This window comes from Flavobacterium salmonis (assembly GCF_903819435.1).
In the GTDB taxonomy this organism is placed as follows: Bacteria; Bacteroidota; Bacteroidia; order Flavobacteriales; family Flavobacteriaceae; genus Flavobacterium; species Flavobacterium chungangense.
In genome coordinates, this window is the sequence record NZ_CAIJDP010000083.1 from 132,312 (window position 1) to 148,234 (window position 15,923).

The following is a 15,923-nucleotide window of genomic DNA, read 5'->3' on the forward strand; positions in this document are numbered from 1 at the left end:
AAATATAAATTTGGAATCAGCAATAGAAGAATATTTCGATTGCAAATAGCTTTCCATCTCTGAATTCAATTCCAAATTGGCTGTATTCAGTAATGATTGAATAATGGTGTGGAGACTTTATGGAAGCATCAATATAAGTTCCATATTTTTCAATAAATGTTTTTTCGGATATTGAGCGGTCTAATATATGATTTGGGCTGATTATCAATTTATTGTTTTCATTTATAAAAACTTTCACTATTTCGGCTTTATTATTCTTTTCATCTACAGAAACTTCCAAATCCGGATAATAGTAAAATAAGTCGCTTAAATAAATCCCGCAATCATCACTAATAGTTGTTTTTTTAATAGGTTTTCCAAATGTACTGACCAAGGTCTTTTGGGATAAATACAGAGCTTTTGTCATTGTTCCTTTTAAAACAAATTCAGCTTTTTTAGAGAAGGCAATGATTTGTTCAGGTGATTTGTGTTTTGCCAGGCCTTTTGCTAAAGCTATATTTAATTCCGTATCAGTAAGAAGTTTTGGATCGTTTAATTGTTTTACAACTTCATAATATTTTTCATAAGCTGGCGGTAATTTTGAATAATCACTATTCCACGCCAACTCAACAATACGTTCGCTTACCGTTTTACGTTCTGTAATATTATTGAAGTCTAATTTTTCAAAGTTTTTAATTAAAACATTCAAATCAGGTCGTTTGCCGACAAATTTTCTTAGTGTAAACTTGGCATATTCTTCATTAATACTACCGGATATGTTTACCCATTCATCTTCATTTTTTGGAAGATAACCAATAGTAACAGCGTCGCCGGTAAATAAAACTTCCCTTATTTTTGAATTTTTATCAGGTAACGCTCTGGCTTTTAACCCTGCGACTAAAACAAAAAGGTGATTGCTGCCATGATAATGATCCCCACCATAAATAATAGGATTTTCGTTATCTACAGTTTTAACATCTCTGGCATTTAATGATTTAGATATGAATTCGCCACGAACATATCCTTCATTAAAATTATCAGCTTGTACTTTATACCAGCCATTTTGATTATCAGATAATAAACGAACTTGTGCACTATATTTAAAATAACCCAAAAATTCAGAAGAAGTATCGGCTGATGTATACAACCTTGTGTCTGAATTGATAAAATAACGATCTTGAGAGTATAATAAAGCAGAGCAAAACAGTAAAGCTATAAAGTAATATTTTTTCATATAATAAGTTTTAGCAATCGGCCATATTTACTGCAATTGCCAGTCCGCCTTCAGAAGTTTCTTTGTATTTTGAATTCATATCCTTTGCTGTTTGCCACATCGTATTGATCACTTTGTCTAATGGTACTTTGGCATTTTTAGAGTCTGTTTCTAAAGCCAGTTCGGCTGCGTTTATGGCTTTTATGGCGCCCATTGTATTTCTTTCGATGCACGGAATCTGAACCAGTCCGCCTATTGGGTCACAGGTTAAACCTAAATGATGCTCCATGGCAATTTCTGCAGCCATCAAAACCTGTGCAGGCGTTCCGCCCATTAATTCGCAAAGCGCTGCAGCAGCCATCGAGGACGAAACACCAATTTCAGCCTGACAGCCACCCATTGCGGCAGAAATTGTAGATCCTTTTTTAAAAATACTTCCAATTTCTCCGGAAACCATCAAAAATTGTTTGATTTCTTTTTCACCGGCATTATGATTTTCAATTACCAGATAGTACATTAATACCGCAGGAATTACACCGGCGCTTCCGTTTGTGGGTGCTGTAACCACACGACCTAAGGATGCGTTAACTTCATTAACAGCAAGTGCAAAACAACTAACCCATTTTAAGATTTGACGAAATTTCACTTCCGTTTTTCTAATTTCTTCCAGCCAGGATTGCGGATCATTATAATTTGATAAGCCAATTAAATTTTGATGCATATCAAAGGCCCTTCTGCGTACATTCAATCCTCCGGGAAGAACCCCTCCTGTATGGCATCCAATGTACATGCATTCAAGCATAGTATTCCATATACGCATTAATTCCGAATGAATTTCGGTTTCAGTACGCATGGATTTTTCGTTTTCATAAACAATTTCCGAAATCAATTTGTTCTCTGAAATAGTATAATTTAAAAGCTCAACAGCATTTTGAACCGGAAAAGGGAAAGCACATTTTATGACTTCTTTTATTTTGGCATTCGTACGTTCCTCTTTAACCACAAAACCTCCACCGATAGAATAAAAAGTAGATTCATATTCAGTATTATCGGTTTTATAAGCAGTAAACTTTAATCCGTTAGCATGAAAAGGAAGAAAGTCTTTGTTGAAAATAATGTCCTGAAGAAAGTAGAACGGAATTGTGAATTGATTGCCGAGAATAATCTCATTTTTGGTTTCTATAGTTTTGATAATTCCGGCTATATTTTCGATTGGGATATACTCAGGATCCTGACCGCTTAATCCCAGCATAACAGCTAAATCAGTTGCGTGTCCCTTTCCGGTTAATGAAAGTGATCCGTACAAGTCAACCTTAACTCTTGTAATTTCTTTTAATACAGACTGGCTTCGTAACTCTTCTAAAAAACGTTCAGCTGCCCGCCATGGTCCTAATGTATGTGAACTAGATGGGCCAACCCCAATTTTAAGCATATCGAAAACAGAGATACATTCTTCCATTGTTCAAATTTTATTAAAACAAAGATAGTTGAATAATGCAAAGAAGTTTCGTTTTTGTTTGTTAATGTTGCGGTTTTGTTAAAAAATATATTAAATATTAATGATTTGTCAATGAAATAAAATTAAATGCTTAATATAGGCCTTTAATAGAAAGTTCGGCCTTTTTTTAGGTATTTTTGTAGAAGAAATATTTGTTCAAGAAACTGATCTTTTTAGTTTTTTAATAATCAAAATAAACTGCGACTTTTGGGTGTTTCGCCTTAAATTCTTAAAATATTCTTTTGAGAAACAGATCAACTCACAGTAGCTAAAATTACATTATGATAGAATTCTTCAGGCATTTTATAAACGAATTTGAATTACCGCTTAACAATCCCGTATTGATTTTTTCGTTGATACTTTTCATCATTTTATTATCTCCTATTTTATTAAAAAAAATTAATATTCCCGGAATTATTGGTTTGATTATTTCAGGGGTTATCATTGGCCCGCATGGACTTAATATTTTGGCTAAAAATTCTGCAGTCGATTTGTTCTCTACTATCGGATTACTTTATATCATGTTTATTGCAGGTTTAGAGCTGGATATGAATGAGTTCAAAGCGAATAGAAATAAAAGTTTGCTATTTGGCTTTTTTACTTTTATTTTTCCACTAACAATAGGATTTCCGGTTTGTTTTTATCTTTTGAAATATGATTTTAATGCCAGTTTTTTAACGGCAAGTATGTTTGCAACACATACTTTGGTTGCTTACCCTATTGTGAGTAAATTGGGAATTGCCAAAAATCAGGCTGTTGCTATAACCGTAGGGGGAACGATTCTCACTGATACAGCCGTATTAATTATTCTGGCCGTTATTATGGGTAGCAGTCAGGGAAATTTAAATCAGGCTTTCTGGATAAAATTAGGGGTTTCGCTGGCTATTTTCTCAGCTATAATGTTCTTGCTGATTCCAAGAATTGCAAAATGGTTCTTTAAAAAACTGGAAAGTGAAAAACACGCCCATTATATTTTTGTACTTTCAGTCGTTTTTTTTGCGGCGTTTTTAGCTGAGGTAGCAGGTGTAGAGCCAATTATTGGGGCTTTCGTGGCAGGTTTGGCTTTAAATCCTTTAATTCCGCACTCATCAGCGTTAATGAACAGGATTGAATTTATTGGTAATTCGTTATTTATTCCGTTTTTCCTAATTTCTGTGGGAATGCTGGTTGATATCAGTGTTATTTTAAGCGGCCCAACAGCCTTAATTGTTGCCGGAACGTTGAGTGTTGTGGCTATTTTTGGAAAATGGATTGCTGCATTTTTTACCCAGATTGTTTTTAAATATACCAAAACTGAAAGACAGTTAATTTTCGGATTGAGCAGTGCACATGCAGCTGCAACCCTGGCCGTAATTTTAGTTGGATTTAAAGCAAAAATTCTCGATGAAAATATATTGAACGGAACTATTATCTTAATATTGGTAACTTGTATTGTAGCTTCTTTTGCTACCGAAAAAGCGGCAAAAAAGATTGCAATCTGTGAGGAAGAGGTTTCTCATGAGGATGCGAATAAAGACCAGATTTTAGATGAACACATTTTGATTCCGTTAGCGAAAACATCAGCGACAGAACCGTTATTGGATTTCGCACTTTTAATAAAAGATAAAAAATCGGCGAATCCCGTAACATTATTAACGATTGTGCCTAACAACGACCAAGCCGAAATCAATATTTTAAAATATAAAAAAGCAGTTGATAAGTTTGTTATTCAGGGATCAGCTTCTGAAATAAAAATTAATACAATTGCCAGGATTGACCATAATCCGGCTAGCGGAATTGCCCGAACTTCCAAAGAAATCATGTCAGATATCGTAATCATAGGCTGGCCAAGAAAAACCGGTTTTTTGGATAAAATTTTTGGAGAAAATGTAGATTCAATTATCAATAATGTCGATAAAACCTTGTTCATCTGCAGGTTTCAAAAGACATTTATTGAAGAGAAAAGATTGGTTTTTATTTGCCCGCCTTTTTCAGAAAGAGGCGTTGGCTTTCATCTCTTATTGCAGAAAATATCCAGATTATCACAGGAATTAAGTATTCCGATTGTAATTTATGCCGAATATAAAACCCATCAGGCTATTCAGCAAATTGCGAATAGTTTAAAATTGAATGCAAAATTAGGTTTCAAAGGCATTTTAGAATGGGATGATTTTGAAGCAATTTCTGATGAAATTAAACCAACCGATTTGATTGTTTTTAACTTATCAAGAAAAGGCTCTGTCTCCTACCAGTCTATTTTTGATAAATTGCCTCAGAAATTTGAAAAATCATTTAGCGATAATAACTTGATTTTAGTTTATCCTCAAGACGACAATAAAGTAACTTCTATGGATGCTTACGAAGATTTTAGTGCTACACCGTTAACAAAAGGTCTTGAAGCGATTGAACAAATTGGTAGAGGTTTAGGAAATATTTTGAAGAAGGGATAGAAATATTTTTCAACTATGAATGAGCATTTGCAATTAATTTTTGACAAATATGATTTCCCTAAAAATAATCAAAACTCTTTTGTCACAATTAGAGAAGTGGAGGAATATTCAAATTTAAAGCTTCCTGATGATTATATTTTTTATTTAGAAAATTATACTGGAATTGATCAGTTTATTGGTGCTGAGTTTATAAAACTTTGGGATTTAGAAGAAATTATTGAAGCTAATAAAAGCTATAATATTTTTAAAGAATTACAAAGGACTATTGGAATTGGTACAAATGGAAGTGGGGAATTTATTGGAATTGTGTTTGATTCAAATAACGTCGCAAAAATAATTATTTCACCTTTTGTTGATTTGAATGCTAAATATCATACTGAAATTGGAGTTTCATTTACAGATTTCCTTATTCGACTTGATAAAGGAATCGAATGGTTTTTATAAAATGCAATCACTTTTGAAACTCAACTAGAAATACTTCAGATAAAGATCACATAGATTAATAGTGTTTCTTTCGCGCTGGTACCAGTCATTATAAACCAATTCAATTTTTTCAACCGTAAATTTTCCAAAATTGTGGTTCCTGAACTTCTCAACGACTTCAATTAGTTTTTTTGGATTTTTTAATTTTTTCTGAAAACGCATCACTGTCGAATGGGCTGTCGTAATACTATAACGGCTGTCGATACTTTGTTTTAAGGAAGAATTTTTGAAATTATCACGAAGCTTGTCACGTAAAATATTTAATGAATCATCAGTCGGAAACCCCTGGATCATTACCGCATCTGGAGATAAGGTTACGCCCCGGTAATCAATTTGAATTTTATTGACATCTACCAGACTTTTTTCAATGATTTCAACATACTTTGATGTAGAAAATTTATCCAGTTTAAATCCTTCGGCGCAAGAAATAATAGACATAGTGGTTACATGAATATCAGAGCTTGGGTAATAATACTGATCCGGCTCTATATTTTTTAATTCTTTCAGAAATTCCTGTACGTTGGCCTTTATTTCTTTACTGGGACGGACAAGTAAAGTAACTCCAAATCTTTTATCAGAATCATTATTAATCTTTGGGTCGATTGTATAATTTTCAGATAAAATGAGTTCAGATGATGTTTTGAAAAGCTCATTATAATGTTCAGATAAATTCATATTTGATTATTTATGTTTTACTTTTTCAAGATTTTCCTGTACTCTGAATTTTATAATTTTGGTTATTAAATCGAATGGCATGGGATGATTTAATGGGAATTGTACGGAACCTTTGCCTGATTTGTATTTAGAGAGTGCTTCTTTAAATTGTTCATAACCGCTTGGCAGTGCATAGAGCCCAATATGATTTTTAAAAGCTGCAAAGTAAACAACGATTCCGTTTTGTTCAAAAGCTGGCATTGAATAACTGATTTTTTCTTTTGCATCAGGGGCAGCTTTATGAATTACCATTCTTACTTTTTCTAAAACTTCCTGTACATCATTTGGAAAACTTCCAATGTATTCATCAATATTAACCGGTTTTGAAATAGGAATTGCTGCCATGATAATTATTTTTAGAATGATTAACTCAGGCCTTTTGGAAATCTGTCCAACACTAAATTCAACTGTATCTGATGCTCTAAAAAAGCTTTGGCTCCGGCTAAAACCAGTGTAAAACCTTCTGTAGAATTTCGAACCTCAGAAAGTATTTTGTCAGTATCGCCCTTAAAATTAGAATTGGTAATGCTTACAAAAGTTTCTTTTTCATCCAACGAGTTGAAAACCCATTCTATAATCGTTGCTTCTCAGCTATTTCCCCATTCTATTACAATTCGTTTGTTTTCGTCAATTACCTTAGTTAAAACAGTAAGCGAAAAGCCATACATTTCCCAGGTCCATACAGTCGATTTGCCTTCTTCTAATTTGTCTGATCCCTTAGTAAACCAAAATTTGCTTGTTATTTCAGGATTAACAAATGCTTCAAAAACTTCTGAAACGGGTTTTCTGATCAGCATTTCGGCTTTTGCAAAATTATTATTTACTGTTGCCATACTTACGGATTTGAAATGTTATTTACTGCTAAAAAAAGGTATGTTGTTGTAAATTACGATTTGAAATTGATTACGTCCTGTTTTTTCCTGAATTTGTCTCATAAAACCGGCTTCAACTCTGAAATTTTTGTTGATCACATATCCTAATGCTCCATATAAACGGTCACGATCAAAAGTTGGTGATTCTGCGTTTAGAAATATTTCATTATAAGCCGAAATATAAAATGCATTTTCTTCCATTTTAGGCTTGTTAATTGGAACATTCAAAGCTAAAAAATAGCGGAAACGCATTTGAAAATCATCTTTTAAAAAGCGTTCTTCCACACGATAACGATGTTGCAAATAAAACCTGCCAAAATTTTGACGTGTTATAAACTGCTGATAAATGCGATGTTCATTACTATCTGTTTTATCGTCTGTTCCCGGAATGTAATTTTGTGAATTGATAAAACCGTATCCTAATAAAATGTTATTATTGTTTTCAGTAAGATTGTATCCAATTCCGGTTCTTAATAATAATTGTTGTGTATCGCCCGCAAAATTATAATTACGATATTGTACTTCGTTGTGCCAGTTCCATTTTTCATTGATGGCCTGATTTCCAAAATAAATAAACCAGTTTCCGGTATCCGTATCTTGTGCGTTTGTAAAATTTATAGATAAAATAAGGGTGAATAAAAGGTAAAAGGCTTTTAAGTTTTTCATTTTTGAATAAGGGAATTTCAGTTTTTTTTGAATCACAAGATAAGAAAGTTATTTTGTAAATTATGTTAAAAATAGAAAATCAGTATGTTGAAAAAAATCAAACATCTCGTTTATCAATCCATTTTCCAACGGTTGGCGCTGTATAATTATTCATTTTATTCAATAAATCATCAATATCGTTACTCACCAAAAGCATTTGCTGATTAACATCTTTCAATAAACCTTTACTAACCATGACTTCAGTTAATTGTATTAGAGAATCATAAAAACCATTAATATTCAAAATGGCAATTGGTTTTTTGTGTAATCCTAATTGAGCCCATGTAATCATTTCGAAAAGTTCTTCTAACGTTCCAAAACCACCCGGAAGCGCAATAACGCCATCACATAAATCATTCATTTTGGTTTTTCTTTCGTGCATGCTTTCCACCAGAATAAGTTCTGTTAAGCCCAGATGCGCAATTTCTTTTGATCGCAAAAAATTGGGTAAAACACCAATTGCTTTTCCGCCGTTATTTAAAACAGCATCTGCAACAGCGCCCATTAAACCTACATTAGCGCCGCCGTAAACTAATTCTATATTTTGTTTTGCCAATGTTTCACCAAGTAAGGCTGCCTGTTCTTTGTAAATTTCTTCAGTACCAAAACTGGATCCGCAAAAGACTGTAATTCTTTTCATTTATTTTAGGTTAAGTTAAGTGTTATGAGTTAAATATTAGAAGTATTAAAAACGGAAAATTTTAAGAACTCTTAACTTTGTTTAACTTTTTTAATTCATATTCAAAATAAGGCACATCGACTCCATTAATCAGAAACACTAAATCATTGATTTTTTCTGCACCGAGTTTTAAAACGGCTTTTTGTGAACGGAAATTTTCTGCTCCGACGTGAAAAAGCACCGAATCAACATGCTGAAAAGCATAATCGATCAATAAACTTTTATTTGATTTATTATAAGGACCGCCCCAATATTTTCTTGTAATAAAAGTGTAGCCAATTCCAATATTTGATTTTTCGGGATTGTAATCGTAAAAACTAGTCGTTCCCATTATTTCGTTTGTTTGTTTATCGAGAATTAGGAATGAATGTTTTGTAATTATGATTTCAAAAAAAGTTTTAAAACCTTCTCTTTGATATCGGTCTTTTACAGGATTCTGTTCCCAAATAAGTGGGTCGGAAGCAGCTTCAAATAATGCTTCAAAATGTTTTTCCTGTAACGGAATTAATTTTGTGATTTCGTTTTCTAAAATTTCTGGCTGTAAATTAAATTGTGGTTTATTCATTTTTTAGTTTTTTGAAAAAGATTAGTCGTAATTGAGAAAAAATCAGTTCAAATCAGTGGGAAGTAAAAAATCAAATTTGTTTAATCTGAACACAGGAAACATTTTCCATTTTAATTTCCTTTCCGGCTTTTTTAAGCAATCCGGTTTTTGGGTTTCTTTTAAAAACAATCACATTTCCGGAATTTACATTTGTCGCAATCAAAAACTTCCCTGTTTCATCAATGGCAAAAATTCGGGGATGATTTCCAAAAGTTGATTGATAACCGATATTTTTCAAAATTCCGTTTTTAGCAATAGAGAAAATAGCGATGTTATTTTCTTTTCCACGGTTTGAAGCATATAAAAATTTTCCGTCAGTCGAAATATGAATGTCGGAGCTTTCAAAACCTTCCTTGATTTTATCAGGATGTGTATTGATGCGTTGGATCTTTGTTAAAGTTCCTTTTTCATATTGATAAACACTTATGGAACCCGCCATTTCTTCAATGCAATAACCGTATTTTTGATTGGGATGAAAAGTAAAATGTCGCGGTCCTGCTTCTAAATCTGTTTTGGTAAACGGATTTTTTGTTTCTGTTAAAGGCTGTTTTTTATTTTCATCGAAAGCATAGCAGCGTATTTTATCAGCACCTAAATCGGGCAAAAACAGATAATCAAATTCAGGAGAAAATATAGCAGAATGCACATGGGAGCGGGTTTGTCTTTCTTTATGAACACTTCCGTCAGCATATTGAAAATTTTGAGCAATTGAATCGATTTTTCCGTTTTCTAATAAAGGATGAACTGAGACACTTCCTTCAGTATAATTAGCATTTACAAGCCATTTACCACTTTTATGAACCGAAACATAAACCGGATTTTCACCGCCGCTTCCCTGTTTGTTTAAAAAAGTCAGTGATTTATTTTCCGAATTAAATTCAAAACTGCTTACACTTCCTGAGTTTGGTGTCTTTGTATCTGTGCAGGCGTAAACATATTTTCCGTTTGGAGAAACAGTGAGATACGATGGATTTATAATGTCTTTTGCAGAAGTAATTTTAGTTAAATTTCCATTTAAAGTATCCAGCTGATAAACCTGAATTGATTCTGCGGTTTTATCTCTGTTGTAGGATCCTAAAAAGACGTAGGTGTTTTGAGAAAATACAGAAGTGCAAATTAGTAAACTAAGGGCGAGTATGTGTTTTTTTAGGTTCAATTTTTTTTCTTTTTATGGGGTGAAAAATTCCGAAGTTTAAGAATATATGGTTTAAATTAATAATTACAATTCACCATTAACAATTTATTATTTGACTCCTTTCCACCATTGCTGAAAAACTTGTTTGTCATTTTTCAATTCAACGATCTCTCCAATCATCGGAGTTATTAAAGGAATCGGATTTTCAGACAAATTATTCAATTCGGTTACTTTAATTAAAGGCTCATCCCATGAATGAAGAGATAAAGGAAATTTCGAATTATGCACCGGAAAGACCCTTTTTGCTTTTAAGTCTTTCATTGCTTTTATTACATCTTCCGGCAAATTGTGAATGTATTTCCATGCAGGATTATATTGGCCATTATCAATAAGCACAATGTCAAAAGGACCAAATTTATCGCCAATTGCTGCAAAGTGAGTATCGTAACCACTGTCGCCGCCCAAATACATTTTGAAATCTTTGGATTCTAAAATAAAAGAAGTCCAAAGTGTATTACAGCGATTGATACTTCTGCCGGAAAAATGCCTTGATGGAGCAGTATAAAGCATTATATTTTGATCTAATGTTACTTTTTCGTGCCAGTCTTTTTCGATAATATTTTCTACTGGAAAGCCCCAAAATTCAAAATGCGAACCAACGCCAAGTGCCGTGATTACTTTTTTTATTTTTGGTTTCAGTTCCATTATGGTTTTATAATCTAAATGATCATAATGGTCGTGCGTTATCAGCAAATAATCAATTTCAGGAATATCATCATAGGTATAAATATCAGTTCCTTTAAAGGCTTTTGTTGTTCCGTAAATAGGAGATGCGTTGCCACTGAAAACAGGATCAATTAAAAAACGTTTTCCTTCAAGCTGGATATAATAAGACGAATGCCCAAACCAAACTAAAACATCCTGATGTAAAGAAAGTTCCTTTAAATTCGTTTTTACGGAAGGAATAATATCAGTTGGGGTTTTTCGGTGAACCTTCTTAAATAAAAATTCGGTTAAAACATCATAATAGCCATAACCTTCAGCCAGTTCTGGAGTAAAATTTTCATTTTCGAATTTTCCGTTTTTGTATTGAGGTGATTTTTGTATTAAAGCCAGTCTTTCTCCGGAAGGTTTTTTTCCGAATCGGGGGTGCAGTAAGAAATACAATAGAATTGGAAGTAAAAGAACACTTATTGTGGTAATCATGAGATTTTAATTTGAAGGATATAATTTTTTTAATTCGTTTACAGATGCTGAAATCATTTTTCGGAGTATATCACTATCAATATCTGCCAGTTTTTTGATATAAACACAGCCTTTACCTGCTTTGTGTTTTCCGAATTTTAAAAGTAATTCGTCCTTATTTTCAGATGGTAAATAGAGATAAAGTGAAATTGCTGCTTTTCGTGGTGAGAATCCTGCCAGTGGTGCATCACCTTCATGACCGCTGTCATATTTGTAATGATAGTTTCCAAAACCAATAATGCCTGGGTCCCACATTTTTGGATCAAAACCAGTTACGTTCTGCATTATTTTGATGAGCTCAAAAGCGTCTGCTCTTTTTATGTGATCTTCAACCGTATTGATAAAATCAATTACACTGTATTCGGTTTCTGTGGTTTTATTCTTTGCCATTTTTTGACGGTCTTAGTTTAAAACATTCCGTTTTCATTAATAGTTTTTTTAGGAATTGACTGTCCCAAGTCCCAAAGTTCGACTATTTTCTCCGATTCAAATCTAAAAATATGAACTACAGCAGTACCTAAATCGGCTGAATTTTGTTTGACATGCGAATGAACTGCAACCAAATCACCATCTCTTAAAACATGGTGAATTTCAAAAATCTTATTAGGATTGGTTCTTGCAGATTCTTCCATAGCCAACATCAAAGTGTCTGCATCTCCTTTAAAATAGGCATTATGATGCTTGAAATTTTTGCCTGTGTACAGCCTAAACGCTTCATGTGAATGTCCTGTGGCAGCGAGTTTTAAAAAGTTTCGGGCTATAGATTTCTTAGTCATGATTTATAGCTTTAAAAGAAATCTAAGTTATGAAATTAAAGTGTTCATTCCTTACTTTATCTGCCTAAAAGCAGGAAAGGTAAGGATATATGGATTTCGTTAAAACATAAATGTTGAAGTATCTATGGTTATCAGGGTGTTATATTAAACCCAAATTGCAGGTTGTTGTTAATTTGTGTGGTTTTGTTTTTGTCTGTTGACTACAATTTCATTTAAATCAAAAGCAGCTGCCTAAGGACAAAAACAGAATAGTCAAGAGGTGCTTTTAAGCTTGTTGAAAATATCATTGCTAATGCGAACATTCGTTATTCCTGCCATTTTATTTCAGTTCTTAAGTCATATGAGTTAGTTAATTCGGTATTATCGTAATTATTGTGTAAATATTTTAATGCTTTTTTCATTTGCTAATTCAATTAGTATTATAAAAACGTTTATTTAGTAGTACTTGGGGTGTCGGTAAAAGTTTAGTCGTAACCGTTTTTTAGCGCAGCGGATTTGCCGTATAGCATAAATATAAAAATGAAAGCCCTGCAACTTTTTGTCGCAAAGCTTTCATTCAAAAATCATTCGTCCGCTACTTCTTTGCAATTAATAAGTTAGAAGAACCTATAAAGATTGAGCTGTCGCGAAGATAAGCTGTAATCCAAATTAATACCAATGGAATTGCCGGATTAAGCATTGAAGCTTCTCTGGATAACTCAGTAGCTATTGCACCAGCAAAATAGCAGCAAAGCAGAATGAAACCTATTTTTATTGTTTTTGGTATATCAAGTAAGATAATAAACGCCATTTCCATTAATCCTAAAATAGTTGGATTATATTTTTCCAAACCTGCTACCGACCACGGAAGATGAATAAATTTCATAAGACCGCTTACAAATATGATTGTCGTTGTCAATACTGTTAACGATGTGGTAATAATTTTGTTTGTTTTCATTTTTAGTATTATTGATTTAAGGTTCTTGCCTCTATAATCATAAAATAGCCAATTCGGTCTTTTATTAGCCACTTACCATCCTGAAATACATAGTTGTCTTCATATTTTACGCTGTAATCAGTTAATACATCTTGCCCTTCTACTTCTCTTATCATTTTTAATTGGGAAAAGGACAAGCCTGATGCAGTAGTACCATCGATTTTTACAGTATGCTGTCCATTCATTGTAAAATAGGTTTTTACAAGGGCAGCGTATACATTAAAGTCTTTTTCCATGTTTTCTCTTTCCGAAACATCGGCCACAAGATTACCTCCCATATATACCTTGTAATTAATATCTTGTGTGAATAAATCCATCACTTCCGGGATTTTTTTCATCACCTAAATAGGCGTAAGCATCAATTAAATCTCTTAATTCTTCTTTTGCTCTTAAAGTTTCCAATGGCATAATTTTTTAATATTTTTTGTTTCTATTATTTTCCAAAAGTAATGTACATTTGCTAACAAATTATTAGTTGTTACTTAAAGGTTAGCGACTAACAAAGAGATTAGTTATGTTAAAAGAACAAGAGAATCAAACAGATAGTAAGGGATTTACAGAAGAATGTAATGCTATTTTAAGGGCAGTTTCAGACGCTCAATATGTAATAGGCGGCAAATGGAAATTGATGATTATCATTTCAATGGCGAGAGGAAACAAGCGATTTACGAAAATTCAAAAACAGGTAAGCGGAATTTCGGCAAGGGTGTTGTCAAGCGAACTTAAAGATTTGGAAATGAATGGTCTTATTGTAAAAAAAGTCGAAAATGGTTATCCTGTAACTATTGAATACGAATTACTGCCTTATAGTCATACGCTGGAAGAAGTTGTGGGAGCGATTACAAAATGGGGAATGCAGCACCGTGAGAAAATTATGTCTGAAAGAAAATCATCGTCTGACAAAATCAACAAAAAATAATAGCTGCTGAATTATGTTTTGTTTATTTTTTTCTTTTATAATTAGAGTGTCGGCAATATGAGGAATATACCCATTAAAGTTATCTCCATAATTTCGATTGACGTATTTATCAATCCCAAACCTATATTAGCCGACGTTCCGTTTTTTCCACAAGCTTCTCATTAATGGTGTTATTCTCCAACAATCTTCCAGGTTTTCATTGTCAAAACATGACCAATAAAATATTGAATGCTCGTGTAGTTGAAAGTTTTCTGAAAGCAATTTTTGAACAATTTCTGAATACTTTACAAAATCATTATCTTTTTCTTGTTCTTCAATTGCTTGAATTATAATTTCCATTAACGCAAATTTATTATCGTCGTCAATTTCGAAATTGTAATGTTTAATATACTTTTCTATGTTCTCTGATTTCCCAACAATAAATTCCCAATCCTGATAATCCTCCAAATCAAATGCAAAATTTAAATCTCTCGTCAATTCTTCAATCGCTTTTTGAGTTACAAATCTCAGTTTTGGTTTTTTCATGATTTTTTTGCTTTTGGATTCGGTTTTTAAGTAATGTTGGTTAACTTCAGTCTAGTACGGCCTGATCTTGTTCAATAATGTAATAAGTACTCTTCACAGACGAGTACCAGATTGGAGAACTATTACTTTTGATTTTGAAGTTTTCTTGTATTAGGATTTAAGTTTCCTTTTAAAGCCTCTTTAATATCGAGCTGCAGCTGAGCAAAGTCAATATCCTCTTTGTATGTGTATGTATAGAGTGTTCCGCTGGATTCGTTTTGAGCGGTTTCGATTTTTTTTTGTCAGTACATAATCGAAATTTAAGTTACTCCCATGAAACATTAAAACATGGAATCTATAAAGCTGGTCTTTGTCGTTACCATTTTCGTCTGTGCTGTAAACGTAATATACCACTTTTGTAAACGTACTGCTAAATCTGTCTTTTGGTAATGGATGAAACCATTCGTAAGCCCAAATATTTTTATTTTCGAACCTAAAAAAGTCAAAATTAAAGCTTTCATCTAATCCTTCCGGAAGTTCTTTTTTTTCTTTTGTCTGGTATAATTTTTCTTTCCATTTTTTTCCTTCGTTAAAATCTCCTAAGCCAAAGTTTGACACAACAATGTTTTTGATCATAAAATATTTGCGTTTGGCAAATTCTGCATCAAATAAAGGGATTCCTTTTTCGATAGCTGCTAATGCTTCAATGCCCAATTTTAAAGATTTGTCAAATTTTTCATTGAGTCTGTTTTCGTATTCCAATTGACTTGTAGTCAGTGTGTAATACCACAGGGAGTATTTGTAAAGGGTATCGGTTTTGGGAATTGTCTGTTCTAGTATTTTGAATTTGAAGTATGCCGAATCAATATTGTTTGTTTTTAAAAGAATGTCTGCCTTTTGAAAATCGGATATCAGGCTTTTTTGTGCATTTGCACAAAAAGACAGTATAATGATGGCTAAAAAAGTTAATTTTTTGATCATAATTTATTTGTATTTTGAATAGTAGTATTGGGCTTTGTAAAAGTTTCGTAATTTCAATCAACGTATTCTCTGTTTTACGAATATAGAATTTAAAACGATAATTCTACTAAATGTCCACGAAAGCTGTTAGTATTGATATCATTTTACTTCAGCATTCTTTTCAGCTATAATCCTTAGTACGTCAATTAAATTTGGATAAACTGAGTTTACG

At 32.7% G+C, this 15,923-nt stretch carries 20 protein-coding genes; 3 read left to right on the forward strand and 17 right to left on the reverse strand.

What is annotated here, in order from left to right:
• Window positions 1-16: 16 nt before the first annotated feature.
• Together FLACHUCJ7_RS19730 and FLACHUCJ7_RS19735 are read right to left on the reverse strand one after the other, a co-directional pair.
• Complete coding sequence (locus FLACHUCJ7_RS19730; RefSeq protein WP_180910152.1) at window positions 17-1,213, reverse strand: SH3 domain-containing protein; 1,197 nt, start codon at window positions 1,211-1,213, stop codon at window positions 17-19.
• Between the two features lie 10 nt (window positions 1,214-1,223).
• Entirely contained in the window at window positions 1,224-2,651 is a 1,428-nt protein-coding gene (locus tag FLACHUCJ7_RS19735) for an L-serine ammonia-lyase (RefSeq protein ID WP_180910153.1), read from the reverse strand.
• Between the two features lie 320 nt (window positions 2,652-2,971).
• Here FLACHUCJ7_RS19735 and FLACHUCJ7_RS19740 point away from each other — a divergent pair, with 320 nt between their 5' ends.
• Together FLACHUCJ7_RS19740 and FLACHUCJ7_RS19745 are read left to right on the forward strand one after the other, a co-directional pair.
• A complete protein-coding gene (locus FLACHUCJ7_RS19740; RefSeq protein WP_180910154.1) occupies window positions 2,972-5,119 on the forward strand; it encodes a cation:proton antiporter in 2,148 nt (715 codons plus the stop codon).
• A 15-nt stretch (window positions 5,120-5,134) separates the two neighbouring features.
• Complete coding sequence (locus tag FLACHUCJ7_RS19745; RefSeq protein ID WP_180910155.1) at window positions 5,135-5,563, forward strand: SMI1/KNR4 family protein; 429 nt, start codon at window positions 5,135-5,137, stop codon at window positions 5,561-5,563.
• 24 nt (window positions 5,564-5,587) lie between these two features.
• Here the strand turns inward: FLACHUCJ7_RS19745 and FLACHUCJ7_RS19750 are convergent, their stop codons facing one another.
• From FLACHUCJ7_RS19750 to FLACHUCJ7_RS19805, 13 genes are all read right to left on the reverse strand, one after another.
• Window positions 5,588-6,277, reverse strand: coding sequence for a 2'-5' RNA ligase family protein (locus tag FLACHUCJ7_RS19750; protein WP_180910156.1), 690 nt, complete (start codon window positions 6,275-6,277; stop codon window positions 5,588-5,590).
• A gap of 6 nt (window positions 6,278-6,283) precedes the next feature.
• A complete protein-coding gene (locus FLACHUCJ7_RS19755) occupies window positions 6,284-6,661 on the reverse strand; it encodes an iron chaperone (protein ID WP_180910157.1) in 378 nt (125 codons plus the stop codon).
• A gap of 20 nt (window positions 6,662-6,681) precedes the next feature.
• Window positions 6,682-6,870 carry an SRPBCC family protein gene (locus tag FLACHUCJ7_RS25465; protein ID WP_223255394.1) on the reverse strand — a complete coding sequence of 63 codons (189 nt, stop codon included), beginning with the start codon at window positions 6,868-6,870 and terminating at the stop codon, window positions 6,682-6,684.
• A gap of 33 nt (window positions 6,871-6,903) precedes the next feature.
• The gene (locus FLACHUCJ7_RS25470; protein WP_230408882.1) at window positions 6,904-7,149 is read right to left on the reverse strand and encodes an SRPBCC domain-containing protein; all 246 of its coding nucleotides are present in this window, start codon (window positions 7,147-7,149) and stop codon (window positions 6,904-6,906) included.
• A gap of 18 nt (window positions 7,150-7,167) precedes the next feature.
• Window positions 7,168-7,854, reverse strand: coding sequence for a DUF2490 domain-containing protein (locus FLACHUCJ7_RS19765; protein ID WP_180910158.1), 687 nt, complete (start codon window positions 7,852-7,854; stop codon window positions 7,168-7,170).
• Between the two features lie 97 nt (window positions 7,855-7,951).
• A complete protein-coding gene (locus FLACHUCJ7_RS19770; protein WP_180910159.1) occupies window positions 7,952-8,533 on the reverse strand; it encodes an LOG family protein in 582 nt (193 codons plus the stop codon).
• Window positions 8,534-8,594: 61 nt separating this feature from the next.
• Window positions 8,595-9,137 (reverse strand): GNAT family N-acetyltransferase, encoded by a 543-nt coding sequence (locus FLACHUCJ7_RS19775; protein ID WP_180910160.1) that lies wholly within the window; start codon window positions 9,135-9,137, stop codon window positions 8,595-8,597.
• Between the two features lie 70 nt (window positions 9,138-9,207).
• Window positions 9,208-10,332, reverse strand: coding sequence for a lactonase family protein (locus FLACHUCJ7_RS19780; RefSeq protein WP_180910161.1), 1,125 nt, complete (start codon window positions 10,330-10,332; stop codon window positions 9,208-9,210).
• Between the two features lie 87 nt (window positions 10,333-10,419).
• Window positions 10,420-11,517, reverse strand: a complete 1,098-nt coding sequence (locus FLACHUCJ7_RS19785) for an MBL fold metallo-hydrolase (protein WP_180910162.1) — start codon at window positions 11,515-11,517, stop codon at window positions 10,420-10,422.
• A gap of 6 nt (window positions 11,518-11,523) precedes the next feature.
• Window positions 11,524-11,946, reverse strand: coding sequence for a DUF1801 domain-containing protein (locus FLACHUCJ7_RS19790; RefSeq protein WP_078226553.1), 423 nt, complete (start codon window positions 11,944-11,946; stop codon window positions 11,524-11,526).
• A 17-nt stretch (window positions 11,947-11,963) separates the two neighbouring features.
• Window positions 11,964-12,332: a nuclear transport factor 2 family protein gene (locus tag FLACHUCJ7_RS19795; protein WP_078226555.1), complete on the reverse strand. Its 369-nt coding sequence runs from the start codon at window positions 12,330-12,332 to the stop codon at window positions 11,964-11,966.
• Window positions 12,333-12,906: 574 nt separating this feature from the next.
• Entirely contained in the window at window positions 12,907-13,269 is a 363-nt protein-coding gene (locus tag FLACHUCJ7_RS19800; RefSeq protein ID WP_180910163.1) for a DoxX family protein, read from the reverse strand.
• 8 nt (window positions 13,270-13,277) lie between these two features.
• A complete protein-coding gene (locus FLACHUCJ7_RS19805; protein WP_219634146.1) occupies window positions 13,278-13,625 on the reverse strand; it encodes a nuclear transport factor 2 family protein in 348 nt (115 codons plus the stop codon).
• 197 nt (window positions 13,626-13,822) lie between these two features.
• On the opposite strand from FLACHUCJ7_RS19805, the gene FLACHUCJ7_RS19810 reads away from it, so the two are divergent.
• Window positions 13,823-14,227, forward strand: a complete 405-nt coding sequence (locus FLACHUCJ7_RS19810) for a winged helix-turn-helix transcriptional regulator (RefSeq protein ID WP_180910164.1) — start codon at window positions 13,823-13,825, stop codon at window positions 14,225-14,227.
• A gap of 126 nt (window positions 14,228-14,353) precedes the next feature.
• On the opposite strand, the gene FLACHUCJ7_RS19815 is transcribed toward FLACHUCJ7_RS19810, so the two are convergent.
• Both FLACHUCJ7_RS19815 and FLACHUCJ7_RS19820 read right to left on the reverse strand, forming a co-directional pair.
• On the reverse strand, window positions 14,354-14,752 hold the full coding sequence (locus tag FLACHUCJ7_RS19815; RefSeq protein WP_078226561.1) for a hypothetical protein: 399 nt from the start codon (window positions 14,750-14,752) through the stop codon (window positions 14,354-14,356).
• A 207-nt stretch (window positions 14,753-14,959) separates the two neighbouring features.
• Complete coding sequence (locus tag FLACHUCJ7_RS19820; RefSeq protein WP_180910165.1) at window positions 14,960-15,712, reverse strand: hypothetical protein; 753 nt, start codon at window positions 15,710-15,712, stop codon at window positions 14,960-14,962.
• Window positions 15,713-15,923 lie beyond the last annotated feature (211 nt).